Source organism: Roseibium polysiphoniae, from assembly GCF_014842925.1.
Taxonomy (GTDB): Bacteria; Pseudomonadota; Alphaproteobacteria; order Rhizobiales; family Stappiaceae; genus Roseibium; species Roseibium polysiphoniae.
Genome location: NZ_JACYXJ010000005.1, coordinates 450,337 through 467,976, shown reverse-complemented (window position 1 = coordinate 467,976; position 17,640 = coordinate 450,337). Strand labels below are relative to the sequence as shown.

Sequence of the window (17,640 nt, the reverse complement as noted above, 5' to 3'; positions counted from 1 at the left end):
GTCAGGCGCCTTTCTTCAGCTCGGCGACGCGGTCGGCATATCGCTTGAAGAGGTATTCCAGCCGCTCGGTATCGTTTCGAAAGGGACGCCCGATATACATGGATTCCAGCAGTTTATCGTTGCGCCGATGCGCCTGCCTCAGATCGTCCGGCATCTTGTCCGGATCATAGAGCTGCGCGATGGTCTTGGGGTGATGATCGGCACGCACCAGAAGGATTTCGCGCGCGCTTTCTTCAAGCGCAGATTTCTGTTTGTCCGTGAATGCCGGAACGGGGAACGTGTTCCAGCCGAGGGTATTGGAATACCGGAAATCGGATTTCAGCTTGCCGCAAACAGTTGCGATCCAAACGAGATGAAGCTTGGAAGCGATCAGCGCGATGCACCAGTCCGGGGCGTCGTAAAGGACCTGATTCAGGTCAGATGAAATTACGTCAGCACCTACTCGCTCGACCGGAAGGTAGGGACGTCGTTCAGACGTGACGCGAGGAACAAGGATGGCATGGCTTTTCGAAGTGAAAACCTGCTTAAAGCGATAGGAAAGGGGTAGGAGCTTTTCACGTACATACGCGTCTGGGCTTTCAGCCCGGAAACTCCTTACGCTCTCAACTCGTTCACGTATCTCAGGAAACTGAAGGGCATCTGAAACCGTTTCGTCAGTGATCCAAAAGCAATATCGCTGGAACCCTTTTGTGATCTCCTGTGATCCCATGAATGGGCGAAGAAATTTCGACAATTCCGGCTCTTCTTCGATGAGCCTTGACCGTGTGGTCTCGTCAACAATGAGATGTCCACCTTCGACAGGCTTGTTGCCGTAGTCCATTGCGGGAAGCCCAAACATGCCATGACGGGTCCCATGTACATATACGGTCGGTCCATTGACAAGATACGGATTGATATTGTCGACCAAGCTTGTTGTATCGCCAATAAACAGCCGCTTTCGGGACGCGCCTTGATTACGGAGTCCGACGATTGAGCATATTACCGCCGCGTTGGACGATGCATTATTCCGCCACTTGAAATCCTTGTGAGCGAATCCGATTTCCAGGTGACGCCCCAAAACGTGAGGCCAGAGCGCCGCAACCGAATATCCTTGGCAAATGGAATTGGTAGACACGAAGGCCGCCCGGACGGTCCGTCCCTCAAGATACCGAGATGCCTTGAAGAACCAAGCTGCCACAAAATCAAAAGCGGCAAAATTTTTCACATCGCCCTTAAATACATGAGCTAGATCTGCCTTCTGTTCCTTGGTCTGATAGGTCGATCCAAGGAAGGGTGGGTTCCCGGCAATGTAAACTTCCTCCACCAAGTCCGGTGGTGGACAGACAGCGTCCCAATTCACCCTCAGAGCGTTGTCGCAGACGATGTGCCCGCCATCCCGGAGAGGCAATGCAGGCGGCATGCGACCGAAGACGTCCGCAAAACGCGCATTCGCCTGATATTCGGCAATGAAGAGCGCCAGTTTCGCCGTCTCCGCGGCGAAGTCGGTAATTTCGATGCCGTGGAAATTGCTCAGGGAAACGGAGGAAAACATTTCCATGGCATGGCCCGGGTCAATTTCCTCCAACCGCTTCAGGATCCGGATTTCCCTGTCCCGAAGTTCCCGGTAGGAGACGACGAGAAAGTTTCCGGATCCGCAGGCAGGATCGAACACCCGGATCTTGGATATCCGTTGCAGGACGGCGCGCAGGGCCGACGCCTTGGTCCAGGCCTTGTCGATGGCCTCGTCCAGATCATCCAGGAACAGCGGACCGATCACCTTCAGGATGTTCGGCACGCTGGTGTAATGCATGCCGAGTTCCGACCGCGCCTTCGGGTCGGCAATGGACTGGATCATCGAGCCGAATATGTCCGGATTAATCTCCTTCCAGTCCATCCCTGCGGCTTCTTTCAGGTACTGAAAGGCTGTTCGCGAAAAGATGGGTACCGCAATTCCTTCCGCGAACAGGCCGCCGTTCACATAAGGAAAATCATCTGCCCATTTGGGCAGGTCGTGTCGCTTGTCCGACGACGTCGCCATAGCCGTGAAGGCCGCAAGGATTGCATCCTGCGCCGTCTCACCTGCGTTCCCGCCGTAGTCTGTCAGACAACGGGCAAAGAGATTGTCGGAAAGGATTCCCGTATCCTCCGCGAACAGACAGAAGACGATCCGCGTCATGAACTGGTTCATGACATGCCGGTTATCGTCTTTCCCCCATTCCGGATTGGCCTTGATCAGGGCGTCATACAGCTTCGCGAGGCGGCTGGTGGCGCGAATATCGACCGGGTTTTCATCCGCCGCCTTGAAGCGCTCGAAACCTGCAAGAGGCAGGAAGAAGCCGAAATTGTTCTTGAGTTCCGCGTAGTCGCAAAACCGTGCCTCACCGGATTTCATGTCCCGGGCGGCAACAGCCGTTCCGTCGGTGGAGATCGCGACCCGAACCTTGCGGGTCTTCGTGGCCTTGGATCCACAGAGGGTTTCCAGCGCCTCTTCAGTCTTCCCTTCTTCGGCGGGAAAGAAGTGGAACTTTCCGTTGAGCAGTGTACCGCCTGGAAGATCCGTCCGGTTCATGGCTCCAGACTTCAGCTTGGAAATGTTGGCATTTGAGGTACCGATGGCCTCGGCCAAGGCAATCGGGAAAACTTCCGGATCGAATTCTCCGGCAAAAAGCCGCTCAAATGCTTCTTCGACTTCAACGACGTTCACGAAAACACCCATCCCCAGAAGACACCGCACGAATCCTTCGACGCCTTGCAATTCTCAGTTTTAATCAGAGAGAATACCGGTTTGCATTCATAGGTCTAGGTCGGAAGCCTGGAATTCGAATCTCGTGACGGGGAGAGTTTCAAGCACACAGACTTCCGGGGCCCTCCACAACAAGAAATGGCGCCCTCTTACGGGGACGCCTTCCCCACCTACTGGATCACGAAACTTTTCGTTATGAGTTGCCAGCTTAGCCTCCCACCAAACTAGGAGGCGACAATGAAGGCTGTGGAACTATTTTGCGGCGCCGGCGGGATGACCGAGGGTCTGAAGCAAGCCGGGTGGGACATATTGTTCGGCTACGACAATTGGGGCCCAGCACTCAAGATCTATAAAGCCAATCACCCCAAAACAGTTTTCAGGGGTCACCCGCGCTCTCGTTACTCCACGAAAGTCGATGCAAACGTCGATTTAGCCGACGTACTCAAGATCGCGTATGACTTGGAAGATTATGACCTTGATGTCATTTGCGGCGGCCCGCCCTGCCAGGACTATTCAACAGCCGGGAGCCGGAAAGAGGGCGACAAAGCCCGGATGACAGTGGCCTTCGCCTCCGCCATCGTCACGCGGAGGCCTGAATGGTTCTTCATGGAAAACGTTGAGCGGGCGCAAACCTCAAAGACCTACCAGAAGGCTCGCGGAATCTTCAAACGAGCAGGATATGGGCTGACAGAAGAGGTTGTTGATGCCTCGTATTATGGTGTACCGCAATCAAGGAAGCGACTGATCGTTGTTGGACGCCTCGGCGAACGAGACGGTTTTCTGACAAGTGCTATCAAGAAGGCCAGGTCAGAACGACCAATGACATTGAGAGACGCGTTTGGCACATCGATCGGGGTTCATCCTGGTGATGGGTTTCCCGAAGATGCCAGAGCCATTCGCATATCGCGGCGAAGACGAACCACGCTGTCAATCGACGAGCCCTGTTTGACAATCGTCAGCACTGCAAGTGCGCCTCGGGCCGGTGAACAGGAGCTTCATGCTCCCAAAGGCCCAAACGGCAAAGCAGACTACGCAGATCCTGCGGCAATACCATTCCTGACATTTCAAGAGATGGCCCTCATTCAAGGGTTCCCGATTAACTACGACTGGTCAGGCGTCGCGGAGGGGAAACATGCCGGAGGGCTTGCGGTCGCAAACGCGGTGCCGCCACCGTTGGCCGCTGCCTTGGGTCGCGTCATTAAGGAACGGCACGAAGGCAAGTCGATGCCAGCAATCGAACCCGGCTTCGATACTTGGCTTCGTCAAACCAAAGGGCAATCAGATAGTGTCGCTCGAAACCGGAAGTCACAACTGAATCGAGCGCGTCGCCTGCTCAAGGGACGCACGTTTTCCAATCCGGCTCTCGAAATTGCCGAACTTGACGCTGACCCACAGTATCAATCGCTTCCTGACAGCACCCGGTCTGATCTCAAAAAAGCTCTCCAGCTCAATGTTGAGTGGCAGGATGTTTACTTGCCCCGACAGGCTCGTAGATCGTCAGAGATCAAAACGCTAAAGGGTGAGTTCAAAGAATACAGGTTTCCAGTCAGCCAAAGGAAATCGGTATTGGAACGCTTTGAAGAGCTATTTGATTCCGGTCACGATGATGCCCTCAAACAGGTTCGATTAACGCTACCTTGGAAAGGCGACTTCTACTTCGACCCGGAAGAATACAACTTTATTGATGATTTATACGAGGAAGAGCGGCGTCTACAAAATCCCACGCGGCGTTTGTTCGGAAAACGGAATTCTCGCAGCGCCGATTGATGGAAATTGAATTCCCCAATCTTAGAGGACTTCAAATTCCATCGGATCATCGCATCGACGGGCAATTGGGTGTTTACCCGGGCGTTTGCCATGGTGGTGAAGTGGCCACCTCGGTCTTCAGGTCCATTTTCACGAAATGAATGGCGACAAATCGAGACCACGCGGAATCGGCATGGATGCGATTTTCTCGATTTCTTCGGACTGTATGACCGGGAACCCATACCCCCTGCTGACGTTCGCCGGGGCATGACCGAGTTGGCGGTCGGCGGTTCGCTCGCCGAGTTCATTCGCGTACCAGTGCTTCGCGTTATGTCTCAAGGAGTGGAACGTCTGACGGTGCCGCTCATGAATGGCGATCTTTTTCATCCAATTCGTCATTTGTTTTGACGCCGCATCTGCCGGATCGCCCGCCGCGTGAAATGCGGAAAATACGAATCCACGCTTCCGGATGTCCCGGGCGTAGTCGACGAACCCAGCGTCGACCAGAAACGACGGCAGACCTACAATTCTTGGACTGGTCTCCGTCTTAAGTTGGCGATCAACTTCTTTCCGGTCGATCATCAGAGGACGTCGCAAATCAATGACAGTGTACTCGTCAAGCTCGACCAAATCGGACACCTGAAGCCAGACGATTTCTCCTCCCGAACTACCTAATTAAAGTTCCCAAATCCCCAACAATTGGGGATTTGGGAGCACTTGGGCCTGTGTTGTAGGCAAACGCTTTATGCGGAAGGTCTGCGCTTCGTTGGCGGCGAGCTAGTCATCGGAAGAGACTTTGTGGCCGGGCCACCGCCGCCCGCCTCTATGCCTGTCCAACATTTCATTGGACACTTCATCGAACATTTCGTTGAATTCCCAAGGTGCGGTACCGTTTCCGTCGTGATCCCAATTCAGATCAAGACGCCAAAGCCTCTTGGTTGAATCTCCCCAAACAAAGGGAATGTCACTCTCCTGAAGATCGGGGCGAATTTTCAGGTCGGCTTCGACGCCGATATCTGGAAGGAACCAAATTACATCAACGATTTGCCGAAGCTGCTCCGCAAGTCGTGTCCGGATCGCCGTGCGCTCCTCCGCCGTCGCATCATCCATTGCACGAGAGAGATCCACTGCATCTGCAAGTCGGGTCTTAAGTCCTGGATCGGCCGAAATCTGAGATAGCGTCTTTTCCGCCCTCGCGAGCTCAGCCTTTATCTCGTGAATCTCAGCTACAAGTACATTGAACAGCTTGACTGCGGCTTCGTCCCCGGTTGCCACAACCCGAAGCACGGCGTCGCGCTTCGCTTCGGTCGCCGTAAGTTTTGACCGAAGCGATTCAACTGCTTCGGCCTCCTTCCTGAATGTCTTACCGTGAAGGACTGCATCTACATCAATGTAAGATAGGTGCTTCAGCAAACGTCTTTCAATCACGTCCACCCGCCACCGTTTTCCGTTGTCGCATCCTGCTCTCCGGCTCGCCGTTGAGCATTGCAGGTAGAGGGCGCCCTTCGGAGGTTGCCCTTTGTTGATGATGTGCATGGGACCTCGACAACTGTGGCACTTTCCCAGCCCGATCAAAAGGTGGGAAACGCCATGACCTCGGCGGCCCCCCTTGCCACGCACAACGGTAGTCTCTCCCCCAGCTGGATTAATCCGGCGCCCGGCGATGACGCCTTGGGCTCTCCAGTAGGTGGTCTCGTCGACGATAACGGGAAAGTAGTTTTTGATCGGGTCGCCTTCGGGACGATGGTTCCGGGCCGAATTACTACCGATTCCGGGCTGGAACTCACCAAAAACAGCACGGCTCGACAGGATTTTCGCAATTGACGAGGCGTGCCACCCGTTCTTCCCCCGAAATGCCGGGACTCCTTCCTCGTTCAAACGATTCGCGATAGTGCGACGTCCATACCCTTCGATCGTCTCCCGGAAAATTCGTTTGACGATGTTCGCCCGGTCTTCATCCGGAACAAATTCGTCACCGACCAGTTCGAGCCATGCAGGCGCGCGGCGGGTCAACTTATGACTGCCATTGCGGGCGAGTTCACGCTTATTCGCCCATGCCCTGGCGACACGGATGCCCTTCACGCGCGACTCGTCGTGAGCGCGGGCCATGACCGCAAGGCTAACGATCAACGGGTTCCAATTCTCGCGAATTTCCTCTGCCGAGTACTCTTGCTTGTCGGTCAAGGTGACGATGCGGATGCCTGCATTAAGCAGGTCCAGAAATCTCGGGAGCGCAACAAGTACATTTTCACGGGATAGCCGATCCAAAGACTCAACGATTAGGATTGAGCCCCGCTCGACCTTCCCGGTCTTCACCAGCTCGAGAAAACTCCCGAGCCCGCTGCCGACTTCGGCATTCGACCCTTTATAGGCCGAAATGCCGAGGTCCCTAAGCGACTGGTCCAGGACGAGTCCTCGACCGGCACACCACTCCTCTGCATCAGCAAGCTGTCGGCGCAGAGAGTCGCCTCGCGCCTGCTCCGGTGTGGAAAAACGAATATAGGAGTATACCTTAGACACCATGACCATCCGAGATTCGAATCATCAATTAATGTACCATAACTTGCTTCAATAATGCGCCCCGGACCTGAAGGCAGAATTCACAATATATTGAAATTAAACACTTTTCGCTCTATGTGTTAAATGCACGCTAAATTGAGTGTGCTTTGTGGACGGAGAAGTGCCTAGCTCCACGCATTTTCTGTAGCGCTTCCGTTCCAGACGTTGGGCAATCTGCGTGTTGTCCATAAAGCCGAACTCCATTTTGGACGCGGTGAATTTCCGGGTTGGGAAGACCACGTACCTTCGTCCGATTTCTGCGATATCGGCTTCGAGCACGTGCAAGGCGTAAGAAGCTGTTTACGTCAATCAAGCTCGGGGCGCAGGCATCTGAATGGCAAGAGGCACGACACCTTTATCTCGCAAACTCGCCAAGCTAGCTCGTATTTTCATTCAGCCCCAAGCCGACATTAATCATACTATAGGTCGCATCAAGTTAGAATAAATCAACTAATAGTTGATCAAAGTTCGGGATTATATTACCTTACGTAATGTGTGAGGAGTAACTCGCGCAAAAATTGTAGCAATCTTATTTTCAATGTCTAGCGCCGGGGAGGCCCGATATGGCAAGTCCAAGCGGAAAATTCGACAAGAAGTCATTTGGTGATCTGAAAAGGGGAAAGGAGCCGATCGGTGCCGAGAACAAGTTCTCTATCACCCTTGATGGCATCTCCTTGGACGACCGTGGCCTTGAAGGTGTCAGAAATGCGGCGATCAAGGGCGCGCTCGAGGCAGCCAAGGAACTTGGCAAAGCGGCACCGGGCACAAGGAGCGTGGACGAATTCTCGACGTTCTCGACCTTTTCCACGTTCAGTTCAGCCGCCTAGCCCGGGCCCAAGCAACCGGCCATCGCGTGCAGATTTTCAACGCGCGATGGCTCTGCCGCGTATTTCGAAGATGCTATGGCGATGCTGACGGATATTGATTTCACAGAGCATTATGTTCCGTTTACAACGTTTGTTGTGAAGGTGGTCAGCAGGTGCAACCTGAATTGCAGCTACTGCTATATGTATAACCTTCAGGACAGCACCTACCGGAGCCAACCTGGGCGGATGAAGCTAGATGTCGCCGAAGCGATGGCCGGCCGGATCCGGGAGCATCTCCTCGGCCACGGCCTGAAAGGCACTGCGATCATCCTGCATGGCGGCGAGCCGCTGCTGATGGGCCGCAACTACATGCGCCAATGGCTTAATGTCGTCCAGGAGGGACTTGGCGGCGGCATCGAAGCCTCCTTCAACATTCAATCCAACGGCGTCCTGATCGACGACGAATGGATTTCGTTTCTCGCCGATTCCAATGTCCGCATCGGGTTGAGCATTGATGGCCCCCGGTCCGTCCATGACAGGTTCCGCCTCTATCATGATGGCCGCGGCAGCTATGATGACGTGGTCAAGGCGATCAGGCTTTTGAACGCGCATCCGCGCGGGCAAGAGATTTTTACTACGGTCATGTCGGTCGTGAACCTTGACGTGGACCCGGACGAAGTCTGGGCCGAATTCAAGTCCCTTGGCATATACGGTTTCGACATAAGCCTGCCGCATGCCAATCACGCCCATCCTCCGCCCGGCGGAAGATGGACTTACCGGGATTGGCTCATTCGCCTGTTCGACCTGTGGTTCGACGATCCGCAGACCCACGGGTTCCGGTATTTCGAGAATGTTATCCGGATGCTCGCCGGGTATCCGCACAGCAGCGACAACATTGGCGGAAAACCCGTCGGCGTCATCGTCGTCGAAACAAACGGTGACTACGAGGGCACCGATGCCCTCAAGTGCACCGAACATGGCATGACCAAACTCGGGCTCGGCGTCGTGAAGAACCCTATCGATGCGGTCTATGATGTGCCCATGGTGGCCAAACTCCAGCAAAAACATGTGCCGGTGTGTGGCACTTGTCAGGACTGCCGTGCTTCCGATGTCTGTGGAGGCGGATATTTGCCGCACAGGTATTCAACCCTTGCCGATGGTCCTCTGGAGCAGGGGTTCAACAATCCGAGTATTTATTGCAATGCCCTCTACGGGCTGATCGAGCACGCCTACGAGCGGCTGTCCGTCCATATCGAGAAAAGTCGAAACAGGGCAGGAACCGGAACCCGTCCGTGCCTGTAGCAGTGGGAGCGTCACATGGATAGCCAACTTACGCCCAGGGACTTTGTCATTGCCAACCACAACGTCGACGCAACGCGCATGCTGCGAAAGACGGCCGCCGTCCGCCAGCTCCAGGAAATCGCGCCGTTTCTTGCCCATATCGGATCGCGGCCCGATTGCGGTGCCTATTCCGAAGTTGCCCGCAATGCGCTGATGTCCGACGGAACCCGTCTTGCCGAGCTGTGCGAGTTGCCGGTCTTCCGGGCGTGGTGGCAATCGGTCGCCAGACTGCCCGACTGGGACGCAATCGATGCCCATAAACTGCGACTGCTAGGCGAGTTCGACAGCTTGCTGTTCGATCCCGAAGGCCCGTCCGACGGGAAACGCCCGGATGATGAGATCGCACTGGCAGTGGGCGCGCGCTATGCGCCCGCCCACCTGCAATGGTTCTTCCAGGCAGACAATCACGGGTGCCTGACCGTGCCGGCCGGTGCCCTGCGAAACGCTGCGGAAATTGCCGCAGAGCTGGAGCCCGGCGCGTCCGCTCAGATCGACCGGAGCGGGGTGCCCGGCCAGGTTACCCGGTCCGTGCTGATCGGCGGCCGCATGACAGTGACGAACTTTCATCCGAGTCTGAAGCTGAAACTGAGCGGCACCAACCAGCGCAATTCCGGCATTGACTGGCAGAAAGTTGACTGGGAGAATTATCCGGACGACTGGGATATGCCGACCTATCGCGCGCCCTTCGATCTTCTAGAAAAGATCTGGCCCGAGGAATTCGATGACCAGCTGGAAACGCTCGTCTGTATGGTGCCGCGGAAATTCGACGAGGGCAGCCGCTCCATCGCCTTCACCGTCTCGAGCCATCAGGGCGCGATGTTCGTGTCTCCCGGCGATCCGCGCAGGATGCTGGAAATGATCCTGCATGAAAAGGCTCATGTGAAGGAAAGATATGTCCGCGAGGTGTGGCCCCTGCTGGAAGCGGAGCAGACGCAGGAGAGGTTTTCCGTTCCGTGGCGTCCCGACCCACGCCCCATATTCGGGATCTTCGAGGGTATTTATGTCTTTCTGCAAGTCGTCATTGGCCTGGCTCGCTACCAGGATGCTGGAATCGAGGACGTAGCCGGTCGTGCCAGGAAGCTGGCCGGCGATCTGGACGCAGCGATTAGGCTGATCGAGAAACAGGCAAATCTCACGCCGGCAGGCAGGGAGTGGCTCGGCGAAATCAAGACGGTGTTTGAAACGGTGACCAGCAAAGGTACGGGAGATCCCTATGCAGCAGTCTTCGCCGAAAGCTGAACCTCCCCTTGATGAGGGCTATCATGTTACGATCTCCTTTTGTGAGATCGACCTCTCAGAGGAGGATATAGCGAAAATAAAACAGTACTTCATCGATTGCACCCGGCAACTCATCCGGGAGCGGGACCTGCGGGCGGAGAGCGGCAAACGGATCAACACCAAGGTTCGCGTGAATTCGTTCCGCCCGGACAAAGCGTAGACCGTGGCTTCCTAAAAATAGCTTCGTAGAGAAATAGCCTAGCATTCAGGTAGCCGCAAGCCGAGTCCGCTTCGCTTCATTGGATGCCTGAGAGACGAATGCCTCAATGAGCATCTGTTTCGCAGTTATCGGCAACAAGCCACCGAATTCGTTCATGAAATCCATCGGCAATCCCAACCTGCCGGTGGTGCCATAAGGCCGAGAATAACCGCAAATCGTGGTCCAGCGTTCGGGGCAGGCTCAGTAACTAATCACTATCGCAAGCGCATTGAGGATTCCAGTCGTACAACGCAATGCGATAGCTAAGAATCCTATCCACGTACGATCAGGCCAATACGGCCCGCAGTGGAGCTGCGGTGAAAAGAAAATGAAGTCAGCAGCCTCTCAGCTAGATCTCCCGGTCGGACGCAATTCAACTGAATTTAGCTTTCAGGCAACTCGTCCGTTAGGCTGCACGTTCGCGACCACCTAAACAGCAACATCGGGTGGCGAACTGTTGAACCCGAGATCCATACAAATGCTAGGTTTCGCGGTGAACGGTGATTTCGAATTCTATGCTAGCATGAAGTTATCTCATCTCAGAGAAACAATTAATGTAACATAACTTGCTCTACTTTAGAGCCCCGGATTCGGACTGATGTTCCGAAACAACGGTCCGCGAAGGCTTGATCCCTTGGCAGAACTGCCCATTCATGTTCCAACTTGACGTTGTGGATGTTGGTGTTCGGTTGGGGAGCTGCGCTTTCATGTTTCGAAGAGTGAGGAACCGTCTTCGCTGGATACGATTTGTCGACCTGACATACTGGGGTAAGTCTCTACTTTTGGCTGTTGTGATCGGTGGTCTTGCCGGTTTGTTGCAAGCCTTGGGTTTTGCGCCAAAGGTAATGGTCGAAGTGTTGGAGCAGGCTCAAGGCGCGCTTGCGGTCGTCATCCGGAACGTGAACGAGAGCTGGGGTGCTGATCGGATTGTTCCCGACTGGGCAACCTTCGGGCTGCTTGTCGGTGTGGCGGGGCTCATGGTGCTCCGCCCAATGATGCCAATTCTTTGGCCTGGGTATCCGGAAATCCTTACTCCCTTGAAAACACCTAAGGATGTTGGAGAGGATCACCCTCAATATCCCGGTAGGCCACTTGTCGGCCGCGACGAGGACAAACGTGGCTTGCGGATGTTCGCGGGTCGCAGTTCCGGCGAACACCCAAGATGGATCGTGATCAGCGGCCCCATGGGGATCGGCAAGACGAAACTTGCGCTCGAATGGATGACGGAACTTCAGGCACAAGGCTGGGACGTGGGCATTCTGTCTCTGGCTCACTCCGCAAAAGACATCGCGGATGCCCGCTTCAGGCGGGAGACTGCAATACTGATTGATGACGCGAACAAGGCTGACCTGAGGGATCGACTTGAAGCTCTCCTGGATCATAACGAACGCCTCCGCGTCCTGTTGACCTCGCAGGTCGACATTCCCGAATTCGTATCCCGGGAGATCGCAGCAGACGCACGACTGAAGGAACGCCGTTGGCCAACACGTCGGTTGGATCCGCTCTCTGATGCTGAGTTGGCCAAGATTGCACCAGACCGGAGCGAGGAAGAAGTTGCCCGGGCGGACGGGCGCCCGCTTATGGTTCTACTTGGTTCCGATCCGGAAAAAACGATCAGGGCGCGAGCCCGGGATCTGATGCCTGCCGGCTCGCCGGACGGCAACCGTTATCTGGCCTTCGCCTCACTGGCGGCGCCTGTCGACAACAAGGCCCTGCGCGCGAGCCTGCAATCGGTCCCGGGTCTTTCGGAACGGGTTGTTTTGCATCAGGGACATGAGCGGAAAGAGGTCAAGGAGTTCGTTCCGGCACTGTCACCAGAGCCATTGGCGGACACCCTCCTGTCGCTCTGGTTCGAAGAGGCTAGCCAGAGCGAATTCGAGGAACTGATATCGGCCGCATGCAACGCCAATCCGGATGCGGTCGAGGCGCGGCTGTTCAGTTTAGGGCGGGACATGCTGGGCAGTTCCGACGTTGAGGCGGTTCGAAAGAGCCTCCATTCGATCTTCTACGGCCGATATCCGGATCGGCTCCAGGCTCATCGAGACCGCGCAGGGGCAATTGTTGAATTAAGTGCTGATAATGTAACTGGGACGGAGAGCAAAGAATTTCCTGCCTTGGAACTCGAACAGTTATGGGGCTTGGCAAGTGCACTGCCCGAGGAGGCAGACATTCAGCTCTATCTGGCCATGGGCGCGGTCAACGCGATCAATCTCTACGGTGAAGCCCGCAAATTTGATCCCATGGAGGTGTGGGGTGATCGGCTCGTCGGACTTGCGAGCCTGCCGGAGCGGTCCGGGAATGCCAACATTCAGCTCCACCTGGTCATGGGCGCGTTCAACGCGATCAGCCGCTACGCTGAAGCCCGCAAATTTGACCCCATGGAGGTGTGGGGTGATCGGCTCGTCGGACTTGCAAGCATGCCGCAGTGGTCCGGGAATGCCAACATTCAGCTCCACCTGGCTATGGGCGCGGTCAACGCGATCGACAACTACGGTGAAGCCCGCAAATTTGATCCCATGGAAGAGTGGGGTGATCGGCTCGTCGGACTTGCAAGCATGCCGCAGTGGTCCGGGAATGCCAACATTCAGCTCCACCTGGCCATGGGCGCGGTCAACGCGATCAAACGCTACGGTGATGCCGGTAAGTTTGCATCTTCGGAGGAGTGGGGCGATCGGCTCGTCGGCCTTGCGAGCCTGCCGGATTGGTCTGGGAATGCCGACATTCAGCTCCACCTGGCCATGGGTGCGGTCGACGCGATCAGCCGCTATGGTGAAGCCCGCAAATTTGATCCCATGAAGGAGTGGGGTGATCGGCTCGTCGGCCTCACGAGCCTGCCGCAGTGGTCCGGGAATGCCGACATACAGCTCGAACTGGCCAGGGGCGCGGTCAACGCGATCGGCCGCTACGGTGAAGCCCGCAAATTTGATCCCATGAAGGGGTGGGGCGATCGGCTCGCCGGCCTTGCGAGCCTGCCGCAATGGTCCGAGAATGCCGACATTCAGCTCCGACTGGCTATGGGCGCGATGAACGCGATCACCGCTTACGGTGAGGCTGGTGATTTTACGTCTCTGGAAGTCTGGGGCGATCGGTTGATCGAGCTTGCGAGCCGGCCGCAGTGGTCCGGGAATGCCGACATTCAGCTCGAACTGGCCAGGGGCGCGGTCAACGCGATCCATCGCTACTGTGAAGCCGGCGAATTTGTGCCTGTGGAGTTATGGGGCGATCGGCTGGTCGGCCTTGCGAGCCTGCCGCAGTGGTCCGGGAATGCCGACATACAGCTCCAGTTAGCCAAGAGCTCGGTTAACGCGATCAGACGCTACGGCAGAGTGAACGACAATGTCTCTTGGAAGAATTGGTGGCATCGATTGAGAACGGCGGTTCAACGCGCCCCGCATTCTCCACAAATTCAGGAAATAGCTTCAGGATTTGGCATAGGTCCTACGACTGGAATTGAGTAGAAAGCCCAATTAAATTAATGTGACATAACTTGCTCATGAGCGGACCACCGGGGGCGGGTAAATCCATGCTCGCCAGCCGTCTTCCGTCGATCCTGCCGCCGCTCAGACCGCGTGAACTTCTCGAAGTCTCGATGATTTCCTCGCTTGCGGGAGAGCTCGCAGATGGCCGTCTGACCGATCGCAGGCCATTTCGTGCGCCTCATCACTCCGCCTCCATGGCCGCGCTGGTCGGCGGCGGCATCAGGGCCAAGCCCGGGGAGGTGTCCCTCGCCCACAACGGCGTTCTGTTTCTCGACGAATTGCCCGAGTTCAATCCCCAGGTGCTCGACAGCCTGCGCCAGCCGCTGGAAAGCGGTGAGGCCGTGATTGCCCGCGCCAACCATCGGGTGTCCTACCCCGCGCGCATCCAGCTCATCGCCGCGATGAACCCCTGCCGCTGTGGCTACGCGGGAGAGCCTGGCCACCAGTGCCGCCGTGGCGCACGCTGTGCAACAGAATATCAGGCCCGGGTGTCAGGGCCGCTGCTCGACCGGATCGACCTCAGGATCGACGTGCCTGCGGTGACCGCCGCGGACCTGATCACACCGACAGCGTCCGAGACCTCGACGGCTGTCGGCGCGCGCGTGGCAGAGGCAAGGCGGATCCAGCGTGAGCGCTTTCTCGCACTTGGCGTTTCTGCGTCGGCCAACGCGGAGGCCCCTGCCTCCGTGATCGAAACGATTGCGGCGCCGGATCCGGGCGGCCTGCAGTTCCTGCATGATGCAGCAAGAAGCCTTGCCCTCAGCGCCCGCGGATACCACCGGGTCTTGAAGCTGGCGCGCACCCTTGCCGACCTTGATGGCCTGGACACGGTCGGGCGAATCCATCTGGCAGAAGCCCTGAGTTACCGCGGTCAGGATCTCGCACGGCAGGCCGCCTGAGCCAGGAGCAGAGCCAAACCCGGAAAGAAACGGTTTCTCAAAGGTTGTCCGCGACACTGCTGGTTCTTCGTGACCAAGTAGAGAGTATCGGTCCTTGGCAAGCCAGAACAACAAACGCGCCGATGAACGGCAGGATTTGACGTACCGCGCCGAGTTGGCGTCCGAATCCGCCACCGGCGAGTTGAACCCTAGGGATCCCAGACCGGCTGAAAACCTGGAAGGCCGTCGAGGGCCACGTGATCTGCGGGAAAAAGTCTGGCCCAGCGCCCGTTTCAACCGGCCCGAAGCGCCCACATTTTCTGATCGGGACGAAGAAACGAACGCGGCGAAGCCTGCGGCTTCAGCCGTCAACGCACCTTCAAAGCCACTCCTCCTGCTCTCGGCTGCGGGCGCTGCCGGCGGAGCCCTCGGCGCTTTCATGCTCGTCGGCTCGCCCTCCACGCGGCTGATCGCTATCGCCTTGGCCTTTTTTGCCGGCGCCATGGCCGTCTGGCGGCTGCTGGCCGATGACCAACAGCGCGCGGCAGAGGGACTTGCGGCGAAAGACACGCGAATCAAGATGCTTCAGGCCCGTTGTGAAGAGCTTGAAGACCGCACCTGGGAACTCAGGGAAAGCGACGAACGGCAGGCGAGCATTCTGTCGACCCTCGGAGACATCGTCATTCGGCGCGATACGGACAGCACGGTTGTCTACGCAAACACAGCCGCACATGAGGCTTTCGGCAACAGGGAAGGTCCTATGATCGGCCTGCCGCTGACCCTGCCGCGGGTCAAGCAGGCAGGTATGGCGGGCGGCCATCCCCTCGAGGATCCCGAAGGCGGCTTCGGCGACGTCATGCTGGAAACCAATCACGGAACCCGCTGGTTTTCGCGGATTGACGTGAGCGTGCGTGACACCACGACAGAACAACCCCTCATCCAGACGGTTTTGCGCGATGTTACCGACCGCCGCATGATCGAGGACGAATTGCTGGCCGCGAGACACTCAGCCGAGAATTCGAATGAAGCCAAGTCCCGTTTTCTTGCCACGGTCAGTCATGAGATCCGCACTCCGCTGAACGGCATTCTTGGTATGGCCGCGCTCCTGCGTGACACCCGTGTGACCAAGGAACAGACCGCCTATATCAGCGCCCTGGAGACCTCGGGAGAAACGCTTCTCCTGCTGATCGATGAAGTTCTGGACTTCTCGAAGGTGGAAGCCGGCAAGCTTGAGATTCAAACCGGCCGGACGGCGCTCGCCGGCATTGCAGAAAATGTCGTCGAGTTGCTCGCCCCCAAGGCGCATGCGAAAGGACTGGAAATCGGCACCCGTATCGATCCGGCCCTGCCCGATCTTGTCACGCTGGACGCAACGCGCGTACGGCAAATCCTGTTCAATCTTGCTGGAAACGGGGTGAAGTTCACTGATGAAGGCGGTGTGTCCATCGAGATCGATGGCCGCGACAATCCGGACGGCGGCTGCTTTCTGGATATCTGCGTCCGGGACACCGGCATCGGCTTCAACAAGGACCAGGCTGATCGCTTGTTCCAGGAGTTCGAGCAGGTCGATCATGGTCCAGCGCGCAAATTCGGCGGAACGGGTCTTGGTCTGGCGATCGCCCAGAGGCTTGCAGGCCTGATGAATGGCCGCATCTACGCCGAGCCTGATCCTGACAAGGGCGCCCGGTTCACGGTGTCCCTGCCGATCCCCGAAACCCTGCGCGGCCCGGCAGATGCATCAACGTCGGGCAAATCCGTGGTGCTGGTCAGCACCGGGCAGATTGAGGCGCCTTTGCTCGCCTCCCGCCTTGGCGCCGAAGGGGCGCAGGTGCATCTGGTCGCGCCCGGAAGCGCTGACATGCAGGATCGGTTGGCGCATGCAGACCTGATCCTGATCGACAATTCCGCCGTCCCCGATGCCGGAGGATGGCTGGCGACCGCGCGTCTGGCCGGTTGTTCCGCCCCTGCTGTGGTCCTGGTGGCCCCACCCGAACGCGACCGGCTTGCACGTCTGCGCGAAGCAGGATACGCGGCCTACCTGATCCGGCCTGTGCGGATGGAAAGCCTTTCCCAGGTTACCTCGGGCCTGCTCAGGGACGCTGACGCCGCCCATTGCTGGGACATCGAAGCCACGGCGACGCCTCCCGGTAGCCTGACACAATCATCTCTCGTCCCGGCACGTCCCTTGCGGCTCCTCGTGGCGGAGGACAACGACATCAATCGTCTCCTCAGCGAGGCGCTTCTCAGAAAGCTCGGCCACGAACCTGTGATGGTCATTGATGGCGAAAAAGCCGTGGAAGCGGCGGCCAAAATCCAGTTTGATGCGATCCTGATGGATCTCCACATGCCCGGCCTCGACGGAATTGGCGCAATCGAGCAAATCCGGGCGCAGGAAGACGCCGCGGGCCGTCCGGCTGTACCGATTCTGATGGTCACCGCCGATGTCATGCAGGACGCCCGGGACAAGGCCGCGGCGGTCGGTGCCGCCGGTTATCTGACGAAGCCGCTTTCGGCCGAAGCAATCAGCACCGCACTGACTTCACTCCCGCGCACCGAAGCTTAAGCGACCGCACTTTCTTGCTTTTCAAGCGTCACCTTTAACCGGGTGCCAGCGTTCCCGCGCCTTTGGTTA

At 57.2% G+C, this 17,640-nt stretch carries 10 protein-coding genes and 1 pseudogene; 8 read left to right on the top strand and 3 right to left on the bottom strand.

Translation table 11 applies throughout. The features are described 5' to 3' along the window. Position 1 precedes the first annotated feature (1 nt). Entirely contained in the window at positions 2-2,683 is a 2,682-nt protein-coding gene (locus IG617_RS15280; RefSeq protein ID WP_192110096.1) for a class I SAM-dependent DNA methyltransferase, read from the bottom strand. A gap of 276 nt (positions 2,684-2,959) precedes the next feature. Between IG617_RS15280 and IG617_RS15275 the strand changes: the two genes are divergently transcribed. Beyond that, entirely contained in the window at positions 2,960-4,489 is a 1,530-nt protein-coding gene (locus IG617_RS15275) for a DNA cytosine methyltransferase (RefSeq protein ID WP_192110095.1), read from the top strand. A gap of 129 nt (positions 4,490-4,618) precedes the next feature. Here the strand turns inward: IG617_RS15275 and IG617_RS15270 are convergent, their stop codons facing one another. Beyond that, entirely contained in the window at positions 4,619-5,107 is a 489-nt protein-coding gene (locus IG617_RS15270) for a site-specific integrase (protein ID WP_192110094.1), read from the bottom strand. A 138-nt stretch (positions 5,108-5,245) separates the two neighbouring features. Beyond that, positions 5,246-6,988 (bottom strand): recombinase family protein, encoded by a 1,743-nt coding sequence (locus IG617_RS15265; RefSeq protein WP_192110093.1) that lies wholly within the window; start codon positions 6,986-6,988, stop codon positions 5,246-5,248. 602 nt (positions 6,989-7,590) lie between these two features. On the opposite strand from IG617_RS15265, the gene IG617_RS15260 reads away from it, so the two are divergent. The 7 genes and pseudogenes from IG617_RS15260 (at position 7,591) to IG617_RS15230 (ending at position 17,571) form a co-directional block, all read left to right on the top strand. Next, positions 7,591-7,854 (top strand): hypothetical protein, encoded by a 264-nt coding sequence (locus IG617_RS15260; protein WP_192110092.1) that lies wholly within the window; start codon positions 7,591-7,593, stop codon positions 7,852-7,854. Between the two features lie 75 nt (positions 7,855-7,929). Next, positions 7,930-9,135 (top strand): radical SAM protein, encoded by a 1,206-nt coding sequence (locus IG617_RS15255; protein WP_192110091.1) that lies wholly within the window; start codon positions 7,930-7,932, stop codon positions 9,133-9,135. A gap of 15 nt (positions 9,136-9,150) precedes the next feature. Continuing rightward, positions 9,151-10,413, top strand: a complete 1,263-nt coding sequence (locus IG617_RS15250) for an aKG-HExxH-type peptide beta-hydroxylase (protein ID WP_192110090.1) — start codon at positions 9,151-9,153, stop codon at positions 10,411-10,413. Beyond that, entirely contained in the window at positions 10,388-10,612 is a 225-nt protein-coding gene (locus tag IG617_RS15245) for a hypothetical protein (RefSeq protein ID WP_192110089.1), read from the top strand. Before IG617_RS15250 ends, IG617_RS15245 begins: the two co-directional genes overlap by 26 nt. Before the next feature lie 746 nt (positions 10,613-11,358). Continuing rightward, positions 11,359-14,109, top strand: a complete 2,751-nt coding sequence (locus tag IG617_RS15240; protein WP_192110088.1) for an ATP-binding protein — start codon at positions 11,359-11,361, stop codon at positions 14,107-14,109. Positions 14,110-14,132: 23 nt separating this feature from the next. Then, positions 14,133-15,029: pseudogene (locus IG617_RS15235) on the top strand (YifB family Mg chelatase-like AAA ATPase); the annotation flags it as partial. 94 nt (positions 15,030-15,123) lie between these two features. Further along, the gene (locus IG617_RS15230; RefSeq protein WP_209008508.1) at positions 15,124-17,571 is read left to right on the top strand and encodes a PAS domain-containing hybrid sensor histidine kinase/response regulator; all 2,448 of its coding nucleotides are present in this window, start codon (positions 15,124-15,126) and stop codon (positions 17,569-17,571) included. Positions 17,572-17,640 lie beyond the last annotated feature (69 nt).

Bases quoted from the DNA above. Each gene is read 5' to 3' on its own strand.
- IG617_RS15275 (WP_192110095.1), top strand. From the start codon at position 2,960: ATGAAGGCTGTGGAACTATTTTGCGGCGCCGGCGGGATGACCGAGGGT.
- IG617_RS15260 (WP_192110092.1), top strand. From the start codon at position 7,591: ATGGCAAGTCCAAGCGGAAAATTCGACAAGAAGTCATTTGGTGATCTG.
- IG617_RS15255 (WP_192110091.1), top strand. From the start codon at position 7,930: ATGGCGATGCTGACGGATATTGATTTCACAGAGCATTATGTTCCGTTT.
- IG617_RS15250 (WP_192110090.1), top strand. From the start codon at position 9,151: ATGGATAGCCAACTTACGCCCAGGGACTTTGTCATTGCCAACCACAAC.
- IG617_RS15245 (WP_192110089.1), top strand. From the start codon at position 10,388: ATGCAGCAGTCTTCGCCGAAAGCTGAACCTCCCCTTGATGAGGGCTAT.
- IG617_RS15240 (WP_192110088.1), top strand. From the start codon at position 11,359: ATGTTTCGAAGAGTGAGGAACCGTCTTCGCTGGATACGATTTGTCGAC.